17 protein-coding genes are annotated in these 16,587 nt (G+C 47.2%); 12 read left to right on the top strand and 5 right to left on the bottom strand.

What is annotated here, in order from left to right; genetic code table 11:
- Positions 1 to 322: 322 nt before the first annotated feature.
- Genes gspN through gspD form a run of 3 tightly spaced genes read left to right on the top strand, consistent with a single transcriptional unit; the run spans position 323 to position 3,904 of the window.
- Complete coding sequence (gene gspN / locus MK185_09430) at positions 323 to 1,084, top strand: type II secretion system protein N (protein ID MCH2040843.1); 762 nt, start codon at positions 323 to 325, stop codon at positions 1,082 to 1,084.
- A 34-nt stretch (positions 1,085 to 1,118) separates the two neighbouring features.
- Positions 1,119 to 2,000, top strand: coding sequence for a hypothetical protein (locus tag MK185_09425; protein ID MCH2040842.1), 882 nt, complete (start codon positions 1,119 to 1,121; stop codon positions 1,998 to 2,000).
- An 11-nt stretch (positions 2,001 to 2,011) separates the two neighbouring features.
- Positions 2,012 to 3,904: a type II secretion system secretin GspD gene (gspD, locus tag MK185_09420; GenBank protein MCH2040841.1), complete on the top strand. Its 1,893-nt coding sequence runs from the start codon at positions 2,012 to 2,014 to the stop codon at positions 3,902 to 3,904.
- Between the two features lie 66 nt (positions 3,905 to 3,970).
- On the opposite strand, the gene MK185_09415 is transcribed toward gspD, so the two are convergent.
- A complete protein-coding gene (locus MK185_09415; protein MCH2040840.1) occupies positions 3,971 to 4,567 on the bottom strand; it encodes a Maf-like protein in 597 nt (198 codons plus the stop codon).
- Between the two features lie 71 nt (positions 4,568 to 4,638).
- Positions 4,639 to 5,220, bottom strand: a complete 582-nt coding sequence (gene sodB / locus MK185_09410; protein MCH2040839.1) for a superoxide dismutase [Fe] — start codon at positions 5,218 to 5,220, stop codon at positions 4,639 to 4,641.
- Positions 5,221 to 5,525: 305 nt separating this feature from the next.
- Between sodB and MK185_09405 the strand changes: the two genes are divergently transcribed.
- The gene (locus MK185_09405; GenBank protein MCH2040838.1) at positions 5,526 to 6,317 is read left to right on the top strand and encodes a hypothetical protein; all 792 of its coding nucleotides are present in this window, start codon (positions 5,526 to 5,528) and stop codon (positions 6,315 to 6,317) included.
- A complete protein-coding gene (locus MK185_09400) occupies positions 6,317 to 7,189 on the top strand; it encodes a hypothetical protein (GenBank protein MCH2040837.1) in 873 nt (290 codons plus the stop codon). Before MK185_09405 ends, MK185_09400 begins: the two co-directional genes overlap by 1 nt.
- Here MK185_09400 and MK185_09395 read toward each other — a convergent pair.
- Both MK185_09395 and MK185_09390 read right to left on the bottom strand, forming a co-directional pair.
- Positions 7,186 to 7,683, bottom strand: a complete 498-nt coding sequence (locus tag MK185_09395) for a hypothetical protein (GenBank protein ID MCH2040836.1) — start codon at positions 7,681 to 7,683, stop codon at positions 7,186 to 7,188. The two genes, MK185_09400 and MK185_09395, sit on opposite strands and share 4 nt — an antisense overlap.
- A 34-nt stretch (positions 7,684 to 7,717) precedes the next feature.
- A complete protein-coding gene (locus MK185_09390) occupies positions 7,718 to 8,236 on the bottom strand; it encodes a hypothetical protein (GenBank protein ID MCH2040835.1) in 519 nt (172 codons plus the stop codon).
- Positions 8,237 to 8,426: 190 nt separating this feature from the next.
- Here MK185_09390 and MK185_09385 point away from each other — a divergent pair, with 190 nt between their 5' ends.
- Both MK185_09385 and MK185_09380 read left to right on the top strand, forming a co-directional pair.
- Positions 8,427 to 9,152, top strand: a complete 726-nt coding sequence (locus MK185_09385; GenBank protein ID MCH2040834.1) for a DUF2846 domain-containing protein — start codon at positions 8,427 to 8,429, stop codon at positions 9,150 to 9,152.
- Positions 9,153 to 9,277: 125 nt separating this feature from the next.
- Positions 9,278 to 10,789 carry a fumarate hydratase gene (locus MK185_09380; protein ID MCH2040833.1) on the top strand — a complete coding sequence of 504 codons (1,512 nt, stop codon included), beginning with the start codon at positions 9,278 to 9,280 and terminating at the stop codon, positions 10,787 to 10,789.
- 72 nt (positions 10,790 to 10,861) lie between these two features.
- Here MK185_09380 and MK185_09375 read toward each other — a convergent pair whose 3' ends face one another.
- On the bottom strand, positions 10,862 to 11,188 hold the full coding sequence (locus MK185_09375) for a hypothetical protein (protein MCH2040832.1): 327 nt from the start codon (positions 11,186 to 11,188) through the stop codon (positions 10,862 to 10,864).
- A 113-nt stretch (positions 11,189 to 11,301) separates the two neighbouring features.
- Here MK185_09375 and MK185_09370 point away from each other — a divergent pair, with 113 nt between their 5' ends.
- Genes MK185_09370 through MK185_09350 form a run of 5 tightly spaced genes read left to right on the top strand, consistent with a single transcriptional unit; the run spans position 11,302 to position 16,526 of the window.
- Positions 11,302 to 12,354 (top strand): hypothetical protein, encoded by a 1,053-nt coding sequence (locus MK185_09370; protein ID MCH2040831.1) that lies wholly within the window; start codon positions 11,302 to 11,304, stop codon positions 12,352 to 12,354.
- Between the two features lie 9 nt (positions 12,355 to 12,363).
- The gene (locus MK185_09365) at positions 12,364 to 13,044 is read left to right on the top strand and encodes a tetratricopeptide repeat protein (protein ID MCH2040830.1); all 681 of its coding nucleotides are present in this window, start codon (positions 12,364 to 12,366) and stop codon (positions 13,042 to 13,044) included.
- 12 nt (positions 13,045 to 13,056) lie between these two features.
- A complete protein-coding gene (locus tag MK185_09360; GenBank protein ID MCH2040829.1) occupies positions 13,057 to 15,036 on the top strand; it encodes a hypothetical protein in 1,980 nt (659 codons plus the stop codon).
- Positions 15,037 to 15,054: 18 nt separating this feature from the next.
- Positions 15,055 to 15,852 carry a MotA/TolQ/ExbB proton channel family protein gene (locus tag MK185_09355; protein ID MCH2040828.1) on the top strand — a complete coding sequence of 266 codons (798 nt, stop codon included), beginning with the start codon at positions 15,055 to 15,057 and terminating at the stop codon, positions 15,850 to 15,852.
- Positions 15,852 to 16,526, top strand: a complete 675-nt coding sequence (locus tag MK185_09350) for an OmpA family protein (protein ID MCH2040827.1) — start codon at positions 15,852 to 15,854, stop codon at positions 16,524 to 16,526. Before MK185_09355 ends, MK185_09350 begins: the two co-directional genes overlap by 1 nt.
- Positions 16,527 to 16,587 lie beyond the last annotated feature (61 nt).

The following is a 16,587-nucleotide window of genomic DNA, read 5'->3' as shown; positions in this document are numbered from 1 at the left end:
GACTGGATAAGTATTAGCTTAGTCCATAAATCTTAGGCTTCTAACCGAGTATTAAGCTGTTTTACTTATTAAACGATTATCTGTTTGGCTTATTAGTTATAAGTGATCCTTGACGTGACGCCAGTTTGAAGATCAGTTGGTGGTGATAAATGCTTGTTTTTGATTAAAATATGTCCAAATTTGGCGTGGCTTGTGGTCTTGTTGAGCCCATTTGCCGGGCCAACCACGCTTTTTTACCGTACTGTCACAATGGCCCATTACACTTTGCCTCGCTGTTCAGTAAGATGTCCGGCCTCGACACAGATTGGATTACGACTTCACCATGTTTACAGCCATTTGGACAGCCCGTTGGTATCTATTACTGGGTCTGTTCGTTTTCATGATTTCGCTCGCTGTGACCACCCCTTTGCATTTCATCTGGCGGTTTGCGGAGCCTCATGCCGCTAATCTCCCGGTCAAAATCACGGAGACTTCAGGAACGGTCTTCGACGGTTTGATACGGATTCAAAATCCTCAGCTGGGTTCGTTGGATGTGAATTGGATACTCAGCTTACGAAAGCTATTACTAGCCAATGCCGATCTGGATTTGGATGTCAGCGCTGTTGGCCTGCAACTGAACAGTCATCTGAACGTTGGTTTAGATCGAATGCTGCAGGTGACAAATACCACCGGGCTTTTGTCGGCTGATCATCTGCAGCCACTATTGCGTCAGGGTCGTGCATCGTTGGAGGGAGATTTTGAGATCACTGGATTAACCGCTCAACTCGATGTTGAAGCACGTCAGATTCATCAGCTGGATGGTCAGCTGACATTTTCGGGTGGCGATGTTGGCTTTCCGGTAGATGGAAAACCGGTTCAGGCAACGTTGCCGCTTTTGGTTGGCCTGTTAAAACGGGAGTCTGACAAATCGGTTTTAAATATTGAAACTCAGGACGGGTTGCCTGTTGGTCAGGCGTTTGTTCAGGACGACGGTTGGGGAGGGGTCGCGATCCGTCGTCGTTTCCTGGACATCCTTGGACAAAAATGGCCGGCAGAGGCCACTGAAGAAACAGTAATTTTTGAAGTGTCCCGTAAGATTCTATAACCTTGGGCAATTTTTGAAGGAGTGAAGTTTGGTAGTGAGCGCGGACGTAAATGCGCCAGCCAGCGTGTCATTAGTGTTGTGGCAAAAGCTGGTCTTAGTGCTTGGAAAATTAGTGTTTACGGTATTGCTTGCCATTCAGGCCGCTGCATTGGTGTGGATGATTGTCGCACCGGAACCGCTATCTCTTATGGCACCGACGCAGGTTACCGGAAGCTCTCAGGTTTCCGGCATCCGTGGTACGGCCGATTATCATTTGTTCGGTATTGCTAACGAGGAGCCAGTTAAGGCTCAGACTCAGGTGGTCGATGCCCCGGTCACGCGTTTGCGCCTGCGGTTGTTGGGTATTAATAAAGCGTCGGATGCGGATCAATCCAGCGCCATTATTGCGCCACAGAGCGGTCGTGGAGATTTTTATCGCATTGGTGACACAATTCAGGGGCGTACCAAGTTAGCCGGTGTGCAGCATGACAAAGTGGTATTGGATACCAACGGTAAATTAGAAACTCTGAAGTTTGAAGAAACCAAAAAGTCGGGCATCAATGCACGCTCGGTTGCTGCGCCCAAACGAGCGGGTCGCGGCTCAGGTTCATTGAGAGAGCGTTTTGGCAAGGTGCGTTCGGCTTCCGATTTTATGGAGCTGGCATCGGCGGAGATGGCCAGCGACCCTGAAGGCGCTATTCGAGAGCTGGGGCTGCGGTCGGCAGGCTCTGGTCAGGGTTATAAAGTTCAGCCTGGCTCTATGCTGACAGCGTTACAGCTGGTGCCGGGTGATATCGTATTGTCGGTCAATGGCCAGCGACTGGGTGATCTGGACGCAGACAGGTCTGTGCTGGAGCAACTCTCCAGTTCGGGTAATGCACGAATTGAAGTGCAGCGTGGAAATAATCGTTTCGTGGTTAATCACAAACTTAATTAAAGGAAATGGGTGTGTTTAAGCGTTTTTTAGTCGCTTCATTGTTGTTGTTGAGCTTTCTCAATCCGGTACAGGCTCAGGAAAACTGGCAGATTAACCTGAAGGATGCTGATATCGGAGCCTTCATCAGTCAGGTCGCCGATATTACCGGCAAGAGTTTCGTCATCGACCCACGTGTTAAGGGTAAGGTAAACGTACTGAGCAGTGAACCGGTTGACCAGGCCGGTGTATACGAGCTGTTTTTATCGGTATTGCAGGTCCATGGCTATGCTGCAGTGCCTGCCGGTGAAGTGGTTCTGGTTGTTCAACAGAATGAAATTAAACAGCAAGGCCGCGACATTGAGGCGCGAATTGCTAATGACAGCCAGGAAATGCTCACCAAGGTCATCGGTATTAAAAATACTCCGGCATTGGATCTGGTGCCCATCCTGCGTCCATTGGTTGCCAAATACGGCCATCTTGCCGGTGTTAAATCGGCTAATGCATTAATCATTTCCGATCATGCTTCTAATATCCGTCGTATCGAACAGATTATTGAGCGTCTGGACAAACAAGGCGTCGAAGAGCTGGAGGTCATTCAGCTGAAAGAAGCCTGGGTTGGTAATGTAGTTACCATGTTGCAGAACCTCGACCCGTCAAAAGTTGCGAAGGGCAATAGCAATGCGGGCCGTACTTCCGGCAGTATCCGTGTGGTTGCTGACGAGCGCAGTAATCGTCTGATTATTAAAGGTGAAAAAAGCGCCCGAGCACGTGTTCGGAAGTTGATCGAAGAACTGGATCAGCCGTCTTACTTCAGCGGCAGTGCACAGGTTATGCGCCTTCAATACGCAGATGCCAAGAAACTCGCTGAATTGTTAAAAGGGTTGCTGTCCGAAGCACCTGCGGGTGGTAAAGATGCAAACCAGGCAAAAGGTAAGGCGGGCATTCATGCTGATGAAGAGTTAAATGCCCTGGTTGTGCGTGCTGAGCCATCGTTAATGAAAGAAATTAAAGAGCTGGTGTCATCATTGGATGTACGTCGTGCTCAAGTGTTAATTGAGTCCGCGATTGTTGAAGTAACCGGTAATGTTAATGACGCTTTGGGTGTTCAGTGGGCCGTTGGTGATCTGGACAACCCGGTTGGTGGTACCAATTTCAGTAATGCGGGTCCGTCGTTATCGACCATCGCCGGCTCGGTTGCCAGCGGTAATCCGGCAGCTGCATTAGGTGCGGGTCTGACATTGGGTGCTTATCAGGAAAAAGACGGTGAAGCTTCTTTTGGTGCCGTTATTCAGGCGCTGCAAAGTGACACCAACACCAATTTGTTATCAACGCCGAGCATTATGACACTCGATAACCAGGAAGCTGAGATTATTGTTGGTCAGAATGTGCCTTTTCGTACCGGATCAACTGCGTCGAATAATAATTCGAATCCTTTTACCACGATCACTCGTGAAGACATTGGTATAACGTTAAAAGTTAAACCACATATACATGACGGTGAGGCGATTCGTCTGGAGGTTGAAGCGACGGCTGAGTCGGTATCTCAGACCAGTGTGAATGGCAGTGCTGATCTGATCACCAATAAGCGTTCGATCAAAACCATGATTCTGTCGGAAAATGAAGAAACGATCGTATTGGGTGGTTTAATCCGGGACGACGTTCGTGAAGTTGAAAGCAAAGTTCCACTGCTGGGTGATATCCCATTGCTCGGATGGTTATTCCGCTCCACATCAACCGAGCAGGTCAAAAGTAACCTGATGGTTTTTCTGCGTCCAACGATTGTGGTTGAAGCGAACAAAGCGAAGCAGTTAACAACAGACAAACTTAACGGGATCTGGGAGTTTACTATCTCTGACGACGTTGGTGTTGATGACGTTAACTCGCGGATGGAGAAACTGTTTAAAGGATTGCCCGCTGCGCGGTAATTGAGTGTAAGGTGGTATTGATCAGAAAGCCGGTTAATCCGGCTTTTTTTGTGCTCGTTGGTTATCTTACTGAGCCAGCTCTAATGGATTTAATTTGGCATTCCTCATGAGCTGAAGCAGCGCAATGAGGGGTAAACCAATCAGGCTGTTTTCGTCACGACCCTCCAGCTTCTCAAACAGATTGATACCCAGTCCTTCTACCATAAAGCTACCGGCGCATTTTAGCGGCATTTCCAGTTCAATATAGCGTCTTATTTCGTCGTCATTTAACTCACGGAAATGTACTGAAAATGGCTCTATAACACTCTGATATTCTCCGGTTTGAGCATTGAGTAAGCAGAGGCCTGTATAAAAATGAACCACTTTACCGCTACTCAGTCGTAATTGTTGTTGTGCTTTTTCAACGGTATGTGGCTTGCCACAGATATTGCCGTCCACGACACTGCATTGGTCGCTACCGATAATCCAGTGATCACTATATTTCCCCGCCAGGGCCTGCGCTTTTTCAACTGCGAGGCGTTCGACGTATTGCTGCGGTTGCTCATCAGCAAGTGGTGTTTCATCAATATCAGGGGCTTCGCAGTCAAATGGTATACGAAGTTTATTCAGAATCTGACGACGGAAAGGAGAGCTTGATGCCAAAAGTAGTTTAAGATCAGCCATGAGTTACTCAGCAGCGAAATATGAAAGGCATTAAAAAAGGAGCCGCAGCTCCTTTTTATTCTTGATCAGGATTAAGCAAAGTTAGCGTTTGCAAATTCCCAATTAACCAGTGCCCAGAAACCGCTCAGGTAGTCTGGACGAACATTGCGATAGTCAATGTAGTAGGCGTGTTCCCACAGGTCAACCGTGAGCAGCGGGGTAACACCGTCTTCAGTAATCGGTGTTGCTGCGTTAGAAGTGTTAACGATATCGAGAGAGCCATCGGCTTTTTTGACTAACCAGGTCCAGCTGGCTCCGAAGTTGTTAACTGCCATGTCATTGAACTTGGCTTTGAACTCTTCAAAAGAACCAAACGCAGCATTAATGGCGTCAGCAATGGCACCTGTTGGCTCACCGCCAGCATTAGGGCTCAGGCTGTTCCAGTAAAAGGTATGGTTCCAGATTTGCGCAGCGTTGTTGAAGATGCCACCAGAAGAGGTTTTTACGATTTCTTCCAATGTCTTACCTTCAAACTCAGTACCACCGATCAGACCATTCAGCTTTACCACATAGGTGTTGTGGTGTTTGCCGTGGTGGAAATCCAGAGTTTCTGAAGAAATGTGTGGTTCCAGAGCATTTTTTTCGTAAGGCAGGGCGGGTAATTCGAATGCCATTGTGAGTCTCCATTATCTTAGCTAGGTCGGTTGCAAACCCAATTGCGGGAATACGGGTCAACAATATGGGGAGAGTATGAAACGAATTCAACTCTCTCTCTTTAGTAGTCGCGCAATCATAGCATCGGACTATTGGGCATGCTACGCATGAAAATTGTATGGTTTTAGTCTGCTGCATTGATTGGTTGCATATTTTGACCATTCTGCGACTTGTGCATGTTTAACCGGTTGTCGCTCTAGGTTACTATTTGTAGCAAAATTACACAGACCAGCGGCAAGCTGGCAGCTACCACGAGTTGTGAATCATGGAAAAGCAAAAAGAACCTATCCTTCCGGATATGAAACCATCCGCAGAAGATATTGAGCTGCGAAAGCGTCAGATGGCGGCTCGCCGTCAGGCCGCGCAGCGCGCAGCAGTTACTAAAACTGCGGTTGCACCAGCGCAGCCAGCAAAACAAACCATTGCAATCATTGCTTTGGTATTAGCAATAGTCATGGGAGCTGGTGCGGCCTTTTTGTTTATGCAGCTACAGATTGTGCAAAAACAGTTAAACCAGGCACAAGGGGTCATTACCGATCAGGGAAGAAACTTACAGAAGCTGAATGATCAGTTGTCTGCGACCGGAGAAAACGCCAATCTGTCGGTTGATGCATTAAAAGTTCTGGTCAAAGAAAACAATAAAGAGATCCGTAAGCTTTGGGATGTTGCTAATAAGCGTAATAAGGCCAATATTGCCAGCAACGACAAAGCGATTAAGTCGTTGGAATCTTCGTTGGCTGCTGTTTCGAGAAAACAAGTCGCGGCGGATAAAGGCACGAAGGCGGAGATTGCTTCAGCGAAAAAAGACTTAACCCAGGCGTTAAACTCGAAAACATCGGCTTTATCATCGCGAGTGAAAAAAGTCGAAGCGTCGGCCGAGGATCTGGCAACCGCGCAGCTGAGTATCAGCCAAAATAGTGAGACCATTCAGGCGCTTGATGCCAAAGTCGCGAAGTTAAAACTGGGCGGTGATCTGGGAGATATGAGAATGGAGATTGAAGATATTCAGATCCGTCTTGATCGTATTCAGAACGCGCTGGGCGGTAGCGCACAGTAATGGCAATGGGAGAACCCTTATTACATTCGCTGGCTGAGCTGCCCGCTTGTAATATCTCTGTTGCAACTCGTCAGCAATTAACGGAACTTTTCTCCCAACAGCTGCAGTCCTTGCCATTGGCAGAGGCTGCACTGGCATGTGGCTACTTGAGCGACACGGTGGCTACCGCTTTTTTCTTTGGTTATCAGTGTGCTGTTCGTCATTTAGATCCGGCTCTTAGACATGACGAGTTCGCTGCTCTTGCTGCATCTGAGAGGGGCATCCGTTCGTCCAGAGAGTTTGAAACCCGTGTAACTCAAAGACAAGGTGCACATTTCGTTAGTGGTACCAAGTCACATGTTATGCTGCTCGAACGAGGATTGCTGGATGCTGTTTATGTGCTTGCGAATAACCACAAGTCTGAGCTTCAGTGTGTGAAAGTGCTGACTTCCTCTGCTGGTTTTAGCGCGCTTGATTCTGTCAAAGAGCAATCATTTCTTAAGGATGTTCCGCATACACCGGCAATATTCGACAACTGTCTTTGTGAACCGAATTATTGTGTGTCTCATGCACATAAAAACGTTTTTAAGCCCTTCAGGTATTGGGAAGATGTGATGGTGAGTTTGAGCTACGCGGGCTGGCTCATCAGGAAACTCTCAGACTCTCATTCAACCGCGTTTTTGCTGAATTCAACGGTCGATTTAGCAGCAGCATATGATGATTCCCCCGACTATTTCAGTCAGGATTCGCTGTCATTAATTGATAAGCTGTTGGCTGAAATGCTGAGAGCGGCAGCAGGGCTGAAATCCCCCTTTTCTCAGGAATGGCAGCAGGACAGCGCCTTGCTTAGGTTAGGTGCAGTTGCCAGGGAAAAAGTGAAGGTGAGGCTCTAGGGACGAGCCGTTGCACTCACTGATACACCACTACGGATATTACTAATTGAGCCAGAAAATTCCTGACCTGAGTAATTGATGCTTTCAATGTAGGTCGTGGTTTTGTTCTGCAGAATCTTTTGAGCGTCGCCAGTCTCGCTCGGCTGCTGCTCAATACTCAGCTGATCAGAGCCTGTTGGCTGGTCGAGATTAGCCTGACGAACCGGTTCATCAACAACCTTATTAAGATTACTACCGCTTGCTGTTGCACCGACGGCCCCCTCGATCACTTGCTCGTCCATTTCCGCATTCAACAGGCGTGGAATATTAATACTTTGCGAAGTCGTACGATTATATCGTTTATGACGGCTGTAGTTGTAGTGATGTGTTCGGTGCTTGGCTTCTTCAATCGCAGTAAAAATATCGTCAGAGTAGTATTCATCGTGCTGTGGAGAAACAGCCATCGCCGGAAAACTCATCGCAGCCATTGTGATACAGAGTGTGAGTTTGTTCATACTTGCACCTCGTTATTATTCTTAATACGCGATATCAGGGGCGCGCCTCTGCGCTGATTCTGACGTTGGATCGTATATCCGTTGCCGTTCCGGAAAAGCCTTGTCCTGAATAGGTGGTGATAGGAATGTACACTTCCGCCTCGGATAAATCTACCTTCTGAGCCGGTGTTTCGGCTGTCTGAACTGGCCTGGTCTCCTTCAGGCTGTCGTTATCAATGGTGCGACCGAGGTTTATCTGGGTAACGGATTCATCAACCACCGGAACCGCTTCATCCCCGGCTGCGGTTGCACCAACGGCACCTTCAATCACCTGGTCATTCATCTCTGTATTGAGCATTTTCGGGAGGCGGAAGCTTTTGGAGGTCGAGCGGTTATACCAGGTTGAACCAACATAACGCTTATCGACTGGGTTGCGCTTGGCATGAGCAACGGCATCATCAATTTCGGTCGAATAGTACGCCTCGTTACCGGGTTGCGAATACAATAACGGACTTAGCACAGCGGTTGCGCCAACCGCCGCCAGAAGTAGCAGCTTTTTCCCTTTGCCATTCATAAATGACCCTATCGCTTTTTGTTATTTTTTGTAATTATGTCATCATAGCAACGCGTACTTTTTATGTACAATGCATCTGCCTGTTTTATCCTATTTGGTACGTCTTAACCAGACTATCATCGGTCTAACTGTGCCAGATTGCTGTATTGTTGAACGTTTTCGGGATTTTGCCTTAGGCAGGACCATAATAATGATAAAAAAATTGTCAGTTAGTGGGTGCATACTTGCGCTCTTAGCCCTGAGTGGCTGCACCATACATCAATCCATCGGGGACAACTTCGGCTCTTACGTTGCGGCTCCGGATGGTCAGAATTTTAAGCCCGTCAGTTATCGGTGGGACTATGAGAATACGGCTTTACTTTATGTTTACCGACCCGCTACTGAATGGTCGATGGATGAGCTTGAAACGCCGAGTTTCAATGTAAACGGTGAGCGCCTGTTTAATATCAAGGGTGGCGGTTACACCTGGTATGAGATGGAGCCAGGTTCCTACGATATTGTGGTTCGTCGCGGTATTTTTGGCCTGGAAGGCATTGAATGGTTTGAGATAAAGCGGATAGCCGAGATTGCTTTTGAAGCCAAAGCGGGCAAAGTATATTACCTGCGTTATTCGGAAATAGATCCTCCGGTTATTGATCCGGATTTGGACGAAATCCCTCTCGGTGATGGTCCATTGCAGTTAGTTGCGCCAAGCCGGGCTTTGGCGGAATTAGGTGATGTACAGATGATTCACCGGGGTCGCGGATTGCTCGCAGCTCTGGAAGTAGAGACAAGCGAAGATTTGCAAAATGTATTTGATGCGTCGCTCGATGATGAGGAGCAGGGGCCGGCAACCAACGAAGCATCTCCAGCCTCTGGAGCGAGCAACATTAAGGCCCGCCCTCGTACAAAAGAAGAAGAGTGGTGGCCGTTTTAGGTCAGACTCCGATAGGTTACAATACGGTCAGCATTCAAACGCCCACTTTTGTGGGCGTTTTTACAACCGTAAGAGCCTGAGATTGCGGTTCGCTTCATCAGGCCAAAACAAGAGAGAGCCCTTCCATGACGACTGTGATCAAGCAGGAAGATCTGATCCAAAGCGTGGCTGACGCGCTGCAGTACATTTCTTATTACCATCCCAAAGATTTTATCGACGCTGTTCATGAGGCGTATCAGAAAGAAGAATCCAAAGCTGCCAAAGACGCGATGGCTCAGATTCTGATCAACTCTCGTATGTGTGCCATGGGTAAACGTCCGATTTGTCAGGATACCGGTATTGTAACCGTCTTTCTGACCATCGGTATGGACGTGAAGTTTGAGGGGGATATGAGTGTTGAAGATATGGCGAACGAAGGTGTTCGTCGTGCATACACCCACCCTGACAACGTTCTGCGCGCGTCTGTGTTGGCTGATCCCGACGGTAAGCGTGCCAATACCAAAGATAATACTCCGGCTGTAATTCACATGAAGCTGGTTCCGGGCAACACCGTTGACGTTCATGTGGCAGCCAAAGGGGGCGGCTCAGAGGCGAAAACCAAGTTCGCTATGCTGAATCCTTCGGACTCGATCGTCGATTGGGTTCTGGAGCAGGTGCCTAAGATGGGTGCCGGCTGGTGCCCTCCGGGTATGCTGGGTATTGGCATTGGTGGTACTGCTGAGAAAGCGATGATGGTGGCTAAAGAGTCTCTGCTGGACCCGATTGATATTCATGAGCTGCAGGAACGTGGGGCTTCTAACCGTGCCGAGGAACTGCGTCTGGAGTTGTTCGAAAAAGTAAACAAGCTGGGTATCGGTGCTCAGGGTTTAGGTGGTTTGACAACCGTTCTGGATGTGAAAGTCGCGGACTATCCAACTCATGCTGCAAACAAGCCAGTAGCCATTATTCCGAACTGCGCTGCGACTCGTCATACGCACTTCACCTTAAATGGCAACGGACCGGCTAAGCTGGAAGCGCCAAGCCTGGAAGACTGGCCGGAGATCAGCTGGGAAGTGGGTGAAAACGTACGTCGCGTAAACCTGAATGAAGTGACTCCGCAAGACGTTAAAGAATGGCAACCAGGCGAAACCATTTTGCTTTCCGGCAAGATGCTGACGGGCCGTGATGCGGCGCACAAGCGTATGGTTGATATGATCGCCAAAGGTGAAGAGCTTCCGGTTGATCTGAAAGGTCGCTTTATCTATTACGTGGGCCCGGTTGATCCGGTTCGTGAAGAAGTGGTTGGTCCTGCTGGTCCAACCACTGCGACCCGTATGGATAAGTTCACTCGTACCGTGCTGGAAGAGACCGGTTTGCTGGGGATGATTGGTAAAGCTGAACGTGGCCCGATGGCGATTGAGGCGATTAAGGATAACGAAGCCGTCTACCTGATGGCTGTGGGTGGTGCCGCTTATCTCGTATCTCAGGCAATTAAAGATGCCAAAGTTGTTGGTTTCGAAGATCTGGGTATGGAAGCTATCTACGAATTCGATCTGGTTGATATGCCAGTAACAGTTGCAGTAGACAGTAAAGGTGAGTCGGTTCACCAAACAGGTCCACAGGAGTGGTTCCAGCGCATCAATGCGACACAGGTGTAAGCGATACTGAGGTTTCGTCCGTCGTATTGTGAACACTGAGGCTCCTTCGGGAGCCTTTTTTATTTCTGGGTATTATTTCTGAATACCCATCTGATCAACCAGCATGGCCTTGCCCTCGCAAGCAAGCGGTCGGAAGCTCAGCCTTCCCTCTTGTTCGAAAGCCATCCGCGCCAGTTCAAAATTTCTAACGGCGACATCTGCATCGCTACTGTATGAGCGATACCGACCTGACGGCTCTTTGTCGCACTTGTGAAGTTTTTCTGACGAAAAAAAGTCGAAGGCTGCACCTTCCTCATCATCGAGTTGATAAATTGCGATGATTCTCTGATTGTTTATGCGCTCTGCCGTCATAGCTGTGCAAGCATTCAGTAAAAAAAACAGGTAAATCAGGTTTTTCACACCGTAATTCCAAGGTATTTCCGATTGTTCTTATTATCGGCCAGACCTTTCATTTCTGAAATATGAACTATGCTTTGTTCATCTCTCAGGAATTTTCGGACCAAGGAATCTGAATGACTTCCCTAAAATTCATTGCCGTGGTGTTCGTCGGCATATGGAGCGCGGTTGCGCACGCACAAGACCAAATACCGACATTAAATGAGCAACCGTCGTCTCTCTACACCGGTTTCAGTCAGCTATTGGATGACGATAAAACATTGGTGCTGGAGGAACTGATTGATCTGGATGCCAATATCAAACGGGTTGCCATGTATCACAACGGCGACCGTTTGCATCGAAAGATACCAAAGCAAGTTCACCTGATGATTGAAAATAAACTGATGCACCGGGTGCTCGATAGTGACCGTTTCGAGCTGATTCAGTGCATTGAATGTCGTATGACGCAGGTACAGCTGCGAGGAGAACAGTTAGAAATTGCCCATGCGGCAGAATCAAATCAGCAACTTCGTCGTTTGGGTAAGAAAGTGCGTGCCGATGCTTTTCTATTTTGGAATGCCTCAGTACATGATGAAAAGTTCACCATTAATCTGCGCATGGTTGATGCTCGTGACAACGGTTTATTGTGGTTAAAAGAATATTCGAAAAGGACAACACGCGAACAGGAAGAAGAAGGCTTTGACCTGGTGACTTACGAGCTGACTGTTGGTAGCTGGGGAGTCACTGGTGAGCGTGATGTTGTTGCCGGTGGCAGTGAAAAAGTTGATGGGGTCACCGTATTCGGTTTGCGTCGTCGTGAGGCAACCAGTATCGATGAGAAGCTGGAGTACACGCTTGCGATTGAGCATTTTCGTAATTTTTCTGAAAGCGACAATTTCGATGTATCCGGAATCAATCTTGAGGGTCGGATAATCGCAGATTTGCCCAGCCTCGATAATATCATTGATACCCGTGTTTACCTCGGACTCGGGCAGTCATTCTTTAATGATGCTAACAGTCTCGTCTTTCGCTTAGGCTTTGAATTTCCATTTTTCAGTGACGGCTTCATTGACTTCGGCATGGTTTCAATGCCAACACGCGATGTGAAATGGAAGGACGAATCGACACTGGAAGAGGGCGGAAAATTTGGTGGAACCGGTTACGACCTGACATTAGGGCTGAGATTTTAAGGCGTTATTATGAAATTAATCACAGTGATATTAATCGGTCTGATGACTTTAGTATCCGGTTGCAGCTACGAAAGAAGCAATCGTATTGTAAAAGGTTTTGGTGATTCTGGTTGGGTTTCAGAAACAGAAGATGCACCATCAGAATCAGAAAGAAAAGAAGAGGTAGCGCAGGAAGCGAAGAAGCAACACGGCTTAATGCACATTCATCGCTATGGGCCGGGTTATGATATTTTACTGACACTCGACGCCGGTGATAGTGATATTAAGTTTGTTATGGCGTTACCGGACGGTCAAAACGTGCTGGAATCACCGCAGAGCGAATCGGATGCATTTGAGGCCGAAGATGAATCTCAAGTAGCTGACGATCTGCCTGACCCTACAGAAAATCATCAGAAAATGGCAGAGCGAATAAAAGAGTTAGAGCAGGAAAAAGCTCAGATTGTTGAACAAACTACTCGACACATTCTGAGTGCTCAGTCGCTTTTCTACAAGAAGGAATACTGGAAAGCACTGGATGAAACCAATGCAGCCCTGAAGCGCCTGCCAACTTCTGCTCAGGCCCATGCTTTGAAAGGCAGTATTTATTACAAAATGGGTTTAATTCCTGAAGCGAAAGCCAGTTGGGAAGAAGCTCTGTCGCTTGATCCGGAAATGGATCAGGTAAAAACCAGTCTTGCACGTATTCAGTAACGGAGACTCACTATGAAAATACTGATTTCGTTACTGTTAAATCTGGTTATATTCTCCCAGATTACTTTTTCCGCAGAGTCTGAAAACCAGCAATATGAAGTGCCTGTCAAAAAAGACGAACTGGAGGAAGCTCGCTTTAAAAATGAAATGGAAGCCCGGCTTGCCCGCGACATCGGATCATACCTGGGTAATAACCAGTTTATTATTCAGGTTGAAGCGGTACTGCAAAAAACCCGTACGGTTGTAAAAGAAGGTGGTGAATCAAGTTCTCCAGTAACTGTATTGCCACAAGCCCCCGTGCCTTCAATAACCACTACTCAGGTTCGTCCTCCTGAAGTACAAACCATCGATGCGTCTGATCTGGAGGAGCTGCCTGGTTTACCGGTCAACGAATTACCGTTATTACGTGAAAACCAGCAAGAGATTGCAGCACTGCAAGAAATCGTTGAGAAGCTTGAGTTCGACCGTCAACAAGCATTGCAGTACGCCGATCAGCTAAAACAAGAAGCCCAGAAGAAGATTAAGACTATCAAAGAAAAAACACTGGGATATCGCAATAGCATCAAGAAGATGACGATCACTCTAGTTGTTGATCGCGAATTAAAGGATGAACAGGTTGAGTTTCTTAAGAACCTCATTACTCGTAAGTCTCAATTAAACGAGTTACGTGGTGATACACTTAATATTGTAAGAACTGATTTTAATCGTCTCGATAACGCTCAGTCAGAAGAAACGCCGACAGCCGAAACCTCTGAGGGTTTTGTGACGAAATACGCGGATTGGCTCTGGACTCTTATCGTTCTGTTCTTTTTGCTGCTATCAATACTGCTGATTATCTGGTTTTATCGCCGTACCGGAAGTTCAAAAGTCTCGGAAACATCAGAGGGGCAATCCCCCGATGCGCCTGATCCAACCATGCCTGCGGTTATGCCATTATCGGGTAATAGCGATGATATGCAGCAATTACGGCAAAAACTCAATGAAACTCGTCAGGAACTGGTATCTGTTGGGTTATCAAAACCTCAGCTTTTTCAACGTCTCGTGACTGAAGCTATTCAGGGGCAGCGAGATACAGAAGTTGCCGCAATGCTCGAGGTCATGGGGGGCAACCTGTTAAAGAGCTTATTACCAGCCATTGATACCGAAAAGTGGCAGCACATCAATGAACTGCATACGCAAATGGAATGGTCGCCAGAATTGGTATTAACCTCACTGGTCGATTTTCATCAACGCATGGTATTGGCGATTGACAGTGATACACCAGAGAGCAGCAAGCCTTTCTCGTTCCTGGAGAAGCTGAATGACTCTCAGGTAATTTATCTGATTAAAGATGAAGATGTTCGTATTAAAGCGTTGGTGTTGTCACAGTTAGAAGCTCAGCGTGCAGCGGATATTATTCAGCGTCTTAAGGCAAAAGATCAGGCTGCCGTTGCTTATGAGTTGGGTCAGTTTGAAACTTTACCTCTGGCAGCATTCAAAGATGTTGCCGACCGATTGGCGAAGCAGTCTCTGACGGCACCAACATTTGAAAATGTAACGGCAGATGGCTTATCTGTTCTGATCCGAATGTTAGACAATATGAACACAGCTGATGAAACGCGTTTACTTAAAACGTTGAAATCAGAGAAGCCGGAGACCTTTTATCGTTTGCGTCAGGTCTATTTTACCTTTGCAGATTTGGTCCGCACACCGCAACGTGTAATTACCAACGAGCTCAGGGAGATAAACCGTGATGTCATGGCGATGGCACTGTGTCACTGTTCCACTGAGTTTAAACGTCATGTTTTATCGGCTTTACCCGGAAAATTAAGAACAGCAGTCATTGCTGAGCTTAAAATTCAGGAAAGTGAAGCAACGCTAGATCATGTTGAGGTCGCTCGACAACAGGTTGTATCAATCATGCGCGGTTTGCTTCGGGAAGGGAGATTTTCTATGGAAGAATTGACTCCTATCTCAACGCCGACAGGCGAAGATGTTGTTGAATCCGAATAACGATAACAAGAGCCATTTATGTTTTCCTTCAGTACACTAATTGGTTTTATTGCTGGCATCAGTTTATTTGTATTTGCTGTCGCCAGCAGTACAGAGAATTACCAGATTTTCATTAGTTTATCGAGCTTTGCACTGGTATTAGGCAGTACGGTTGCCGCCTCATTAATCAGTTACTCCACCAAAGATGTTTTGATTGCAGTACGTTGCCTGGTGGCCACATTCTTCCACGCCCCAACTTCTCAACCACATCTGACTAAACTGGCTGCCCGGTTTGTTGAGTGGAGTACGGTTTATCGATCAGGCGGTATCACTGCTTTGGAAAGTAGCCTTACAGAGAAAGAGCTAAAAGATGATTTTATTCGCAACGGTATCGAATTGATGGGAAGTGGCTACAAAAACAATGATATTCGCATGATGCTCACCGATGAATCAGATGCTGCCTGGCAGCGTCATACGCTTGAGGCAAAGGTGCTTAATACTATGGCTGTTTATGCCCCAGGTTTCGGAATGGTGGGTACCATTATTGGCCTGATTATTATGCTTGATAATATGAACGGTGATATGGCCGCTTTGGGGAAAGGTTTGGCGTTGGCGTTAATCACAACACTCTACGGTGTGGTGTTATCGAATCTATTTTTTAAACCCGCAGCCAATCAGGTTACTGAAAAGCAGGAAACCTGGTATTTCCGCAACCAACTAGTGACGGAAGGTTTTGTGTTGCTGGCTGAAAAACGAGATCCCATGTTTATTCAGGACCGTTTGAACGCTTATTTACATCCAACGTCCAGACTACGACCCGTTGTTGAGGACTTCTGATGCAGGAGTCTGTGAAATCAAGAGGGTTGCGTCGACGGCGCCCTAACTTTGATGACTCTGCCAGCTCCTGGTTGGTCACCTATTCGGATGCCATTACTTTATTATTGGCTTTTTTTGTCATGATTCTGGCCGTCAGTGATCTTAACGAGGGTAAGGTCGAGGCTTTAAAAGAAGGTCTGTCGGAAGTGATCACAAATGAAGACAAGCCGACTCCTTTCACCGATATTAAAAAGGGACTTGATGAATACATTGAACAACAAGGACTCCAGGATCAGTTGTCGGTTGTACTCGATAACAAGGGAGTAAAAGTTGAGTTTGCCAATGTTGCTTTGTACGATTCTGGCTCGGCGGATATCAAAACAGATGCGTTGCCATTGCTTGAAGAAGTGAGTCGGGTTATCCGTAGTACAAGCCACTCCAGTCATATGATTGAGGTCGAAGGGCACACCGACGACCTGCCGATTGCAACGCAAAAATTTCCATCTAATTGGGAGTTGTCGTCTGCTCGTGCGACCAATGTCGTCAAATATCTGTTATCACAAGGATTGGAGAAAGAGCGTTTAAAGGCGTCAGGTTTTGCTGATAGCCGCCCCAAAGAAAACACAGACAATCTCTCCCTGGAACAGTTAAGGCCGGCGAATCGCCGGGTTGTGGTATATGTCCGCCGGTACTAATTGGCATCACAATATTTTCAGAGAAATACAATTGCTATATTTCTGAAATATTCGTGTCTCG

Source organism: Saccharospirillaceae bacterium (assembly GCA_022448365.1).
In the GTDB taxonomy this organism is placed as follows: domain Bacteria; phylum Pseudomonadota; class Gammaproteobacteria; order Pseudomonadales; family Oceanobacteraceae; genus Bacterioplanoides.
The sequence above is the reverse complement of the archived record's forward strand: the minus strand, read 5'-3'. Positions and strand labels throughout refer to the sequence as shown.

Bases quoted from the DNA above. Each gene is read 5' to 3' on its own strand.
- gspN (MCH2040843.1), top strand. From the start codon at position 323: ATGTTTACAGCCATTTGGACAGCCCGTTGGTATCTATTACTGGGTCTG.
- MK185_09415 (MCH2040840.1), bottom strand. From the start codon at position 4,567: ATGGCTGATCTTAAACTACTTTTGGCATCAAGCTCTCCTTTCCGTCGT.
- sodB (MCH2040839.1), bottom strand. From the start codon at position 5,220: ATGGCATTCGAATTACCCGCCCTGCCTTACGAAAAAAATGCTCTGGAA.
- MK185_09405 (MCH2040838.1), top strand. From the start codon at position 5,526: ATGGAAAAGCAAAAAGAACCTATCCTTCCGGATATGAAACCATCCGCA.
- MK185_09400 (MCH2040837.1), top strand. From the start codon at position 6,317: ATGGCAATGGGAGAACCCTTATTACATTCGCTGGCTGAGCTGCCCGCT.
- MK185_09395 (MCH2040836.1), bottom strand. From the start codon at position 7,683: ATGAACAAACTCACACTCTGTATCACAATGGCTGCGATGAGTTTTCCG.
- MK185_09390 (MCH2040835.1), bottom strand. From the start codon at position 8,236: ATGAATGGCAAAGGGAAAAAGCTGCTACTTCTGGCGGCGGTTGGCGCA.
- MK185_09385 (MCH2040834.1), top strand. From the start codon at position 8,427: ATGATAAAAAAATTGTCAGTTAGTGGGTGCATACTTGCGCTCTTAGCC.
- MK185_09380 (MCH2040833.1), top strand. From the start codon at position 9,278: ATGACGACTGTGATCAAGCAGGAAGATCTGATCCAAAGCGTGGCTGAC.
- MK185_09370 (MCH2040831.1), top strand. From the start codon at position 11,302: ATGACTTCCCTAAAATTCATTGCCGTGGTGTTCGTCGGCATATGGAGC.
- MK185_09365 (MCH2040830.1), top strand. From the start codon at position 12,364: ATGAAATTAATCACAGTGATATTAATCGGTCTGATGACTTTAGTATCC.
- MK185_09360 (MCH2040829.1), top strand. From the start codon at position 13,057: ATGAAAATACTGATTTCGTTACTGTTAAATCTGGTTATATTCTCCCAG.
- MK185_09355 (MCH2040828.1), top strand. From the start codon at position 15,055: ATGTTTTCCTTCAGTACACTAATTGGTTTTATTGCTGGCATCAGTTTA.
- MK185_09350 (MCH2040827.1), top strand. From the start codon at position 15,852: ATGCAGGAGTCTGTGAAATCAAGAGGGTTGCGTCGACGGCGCCCTAAC.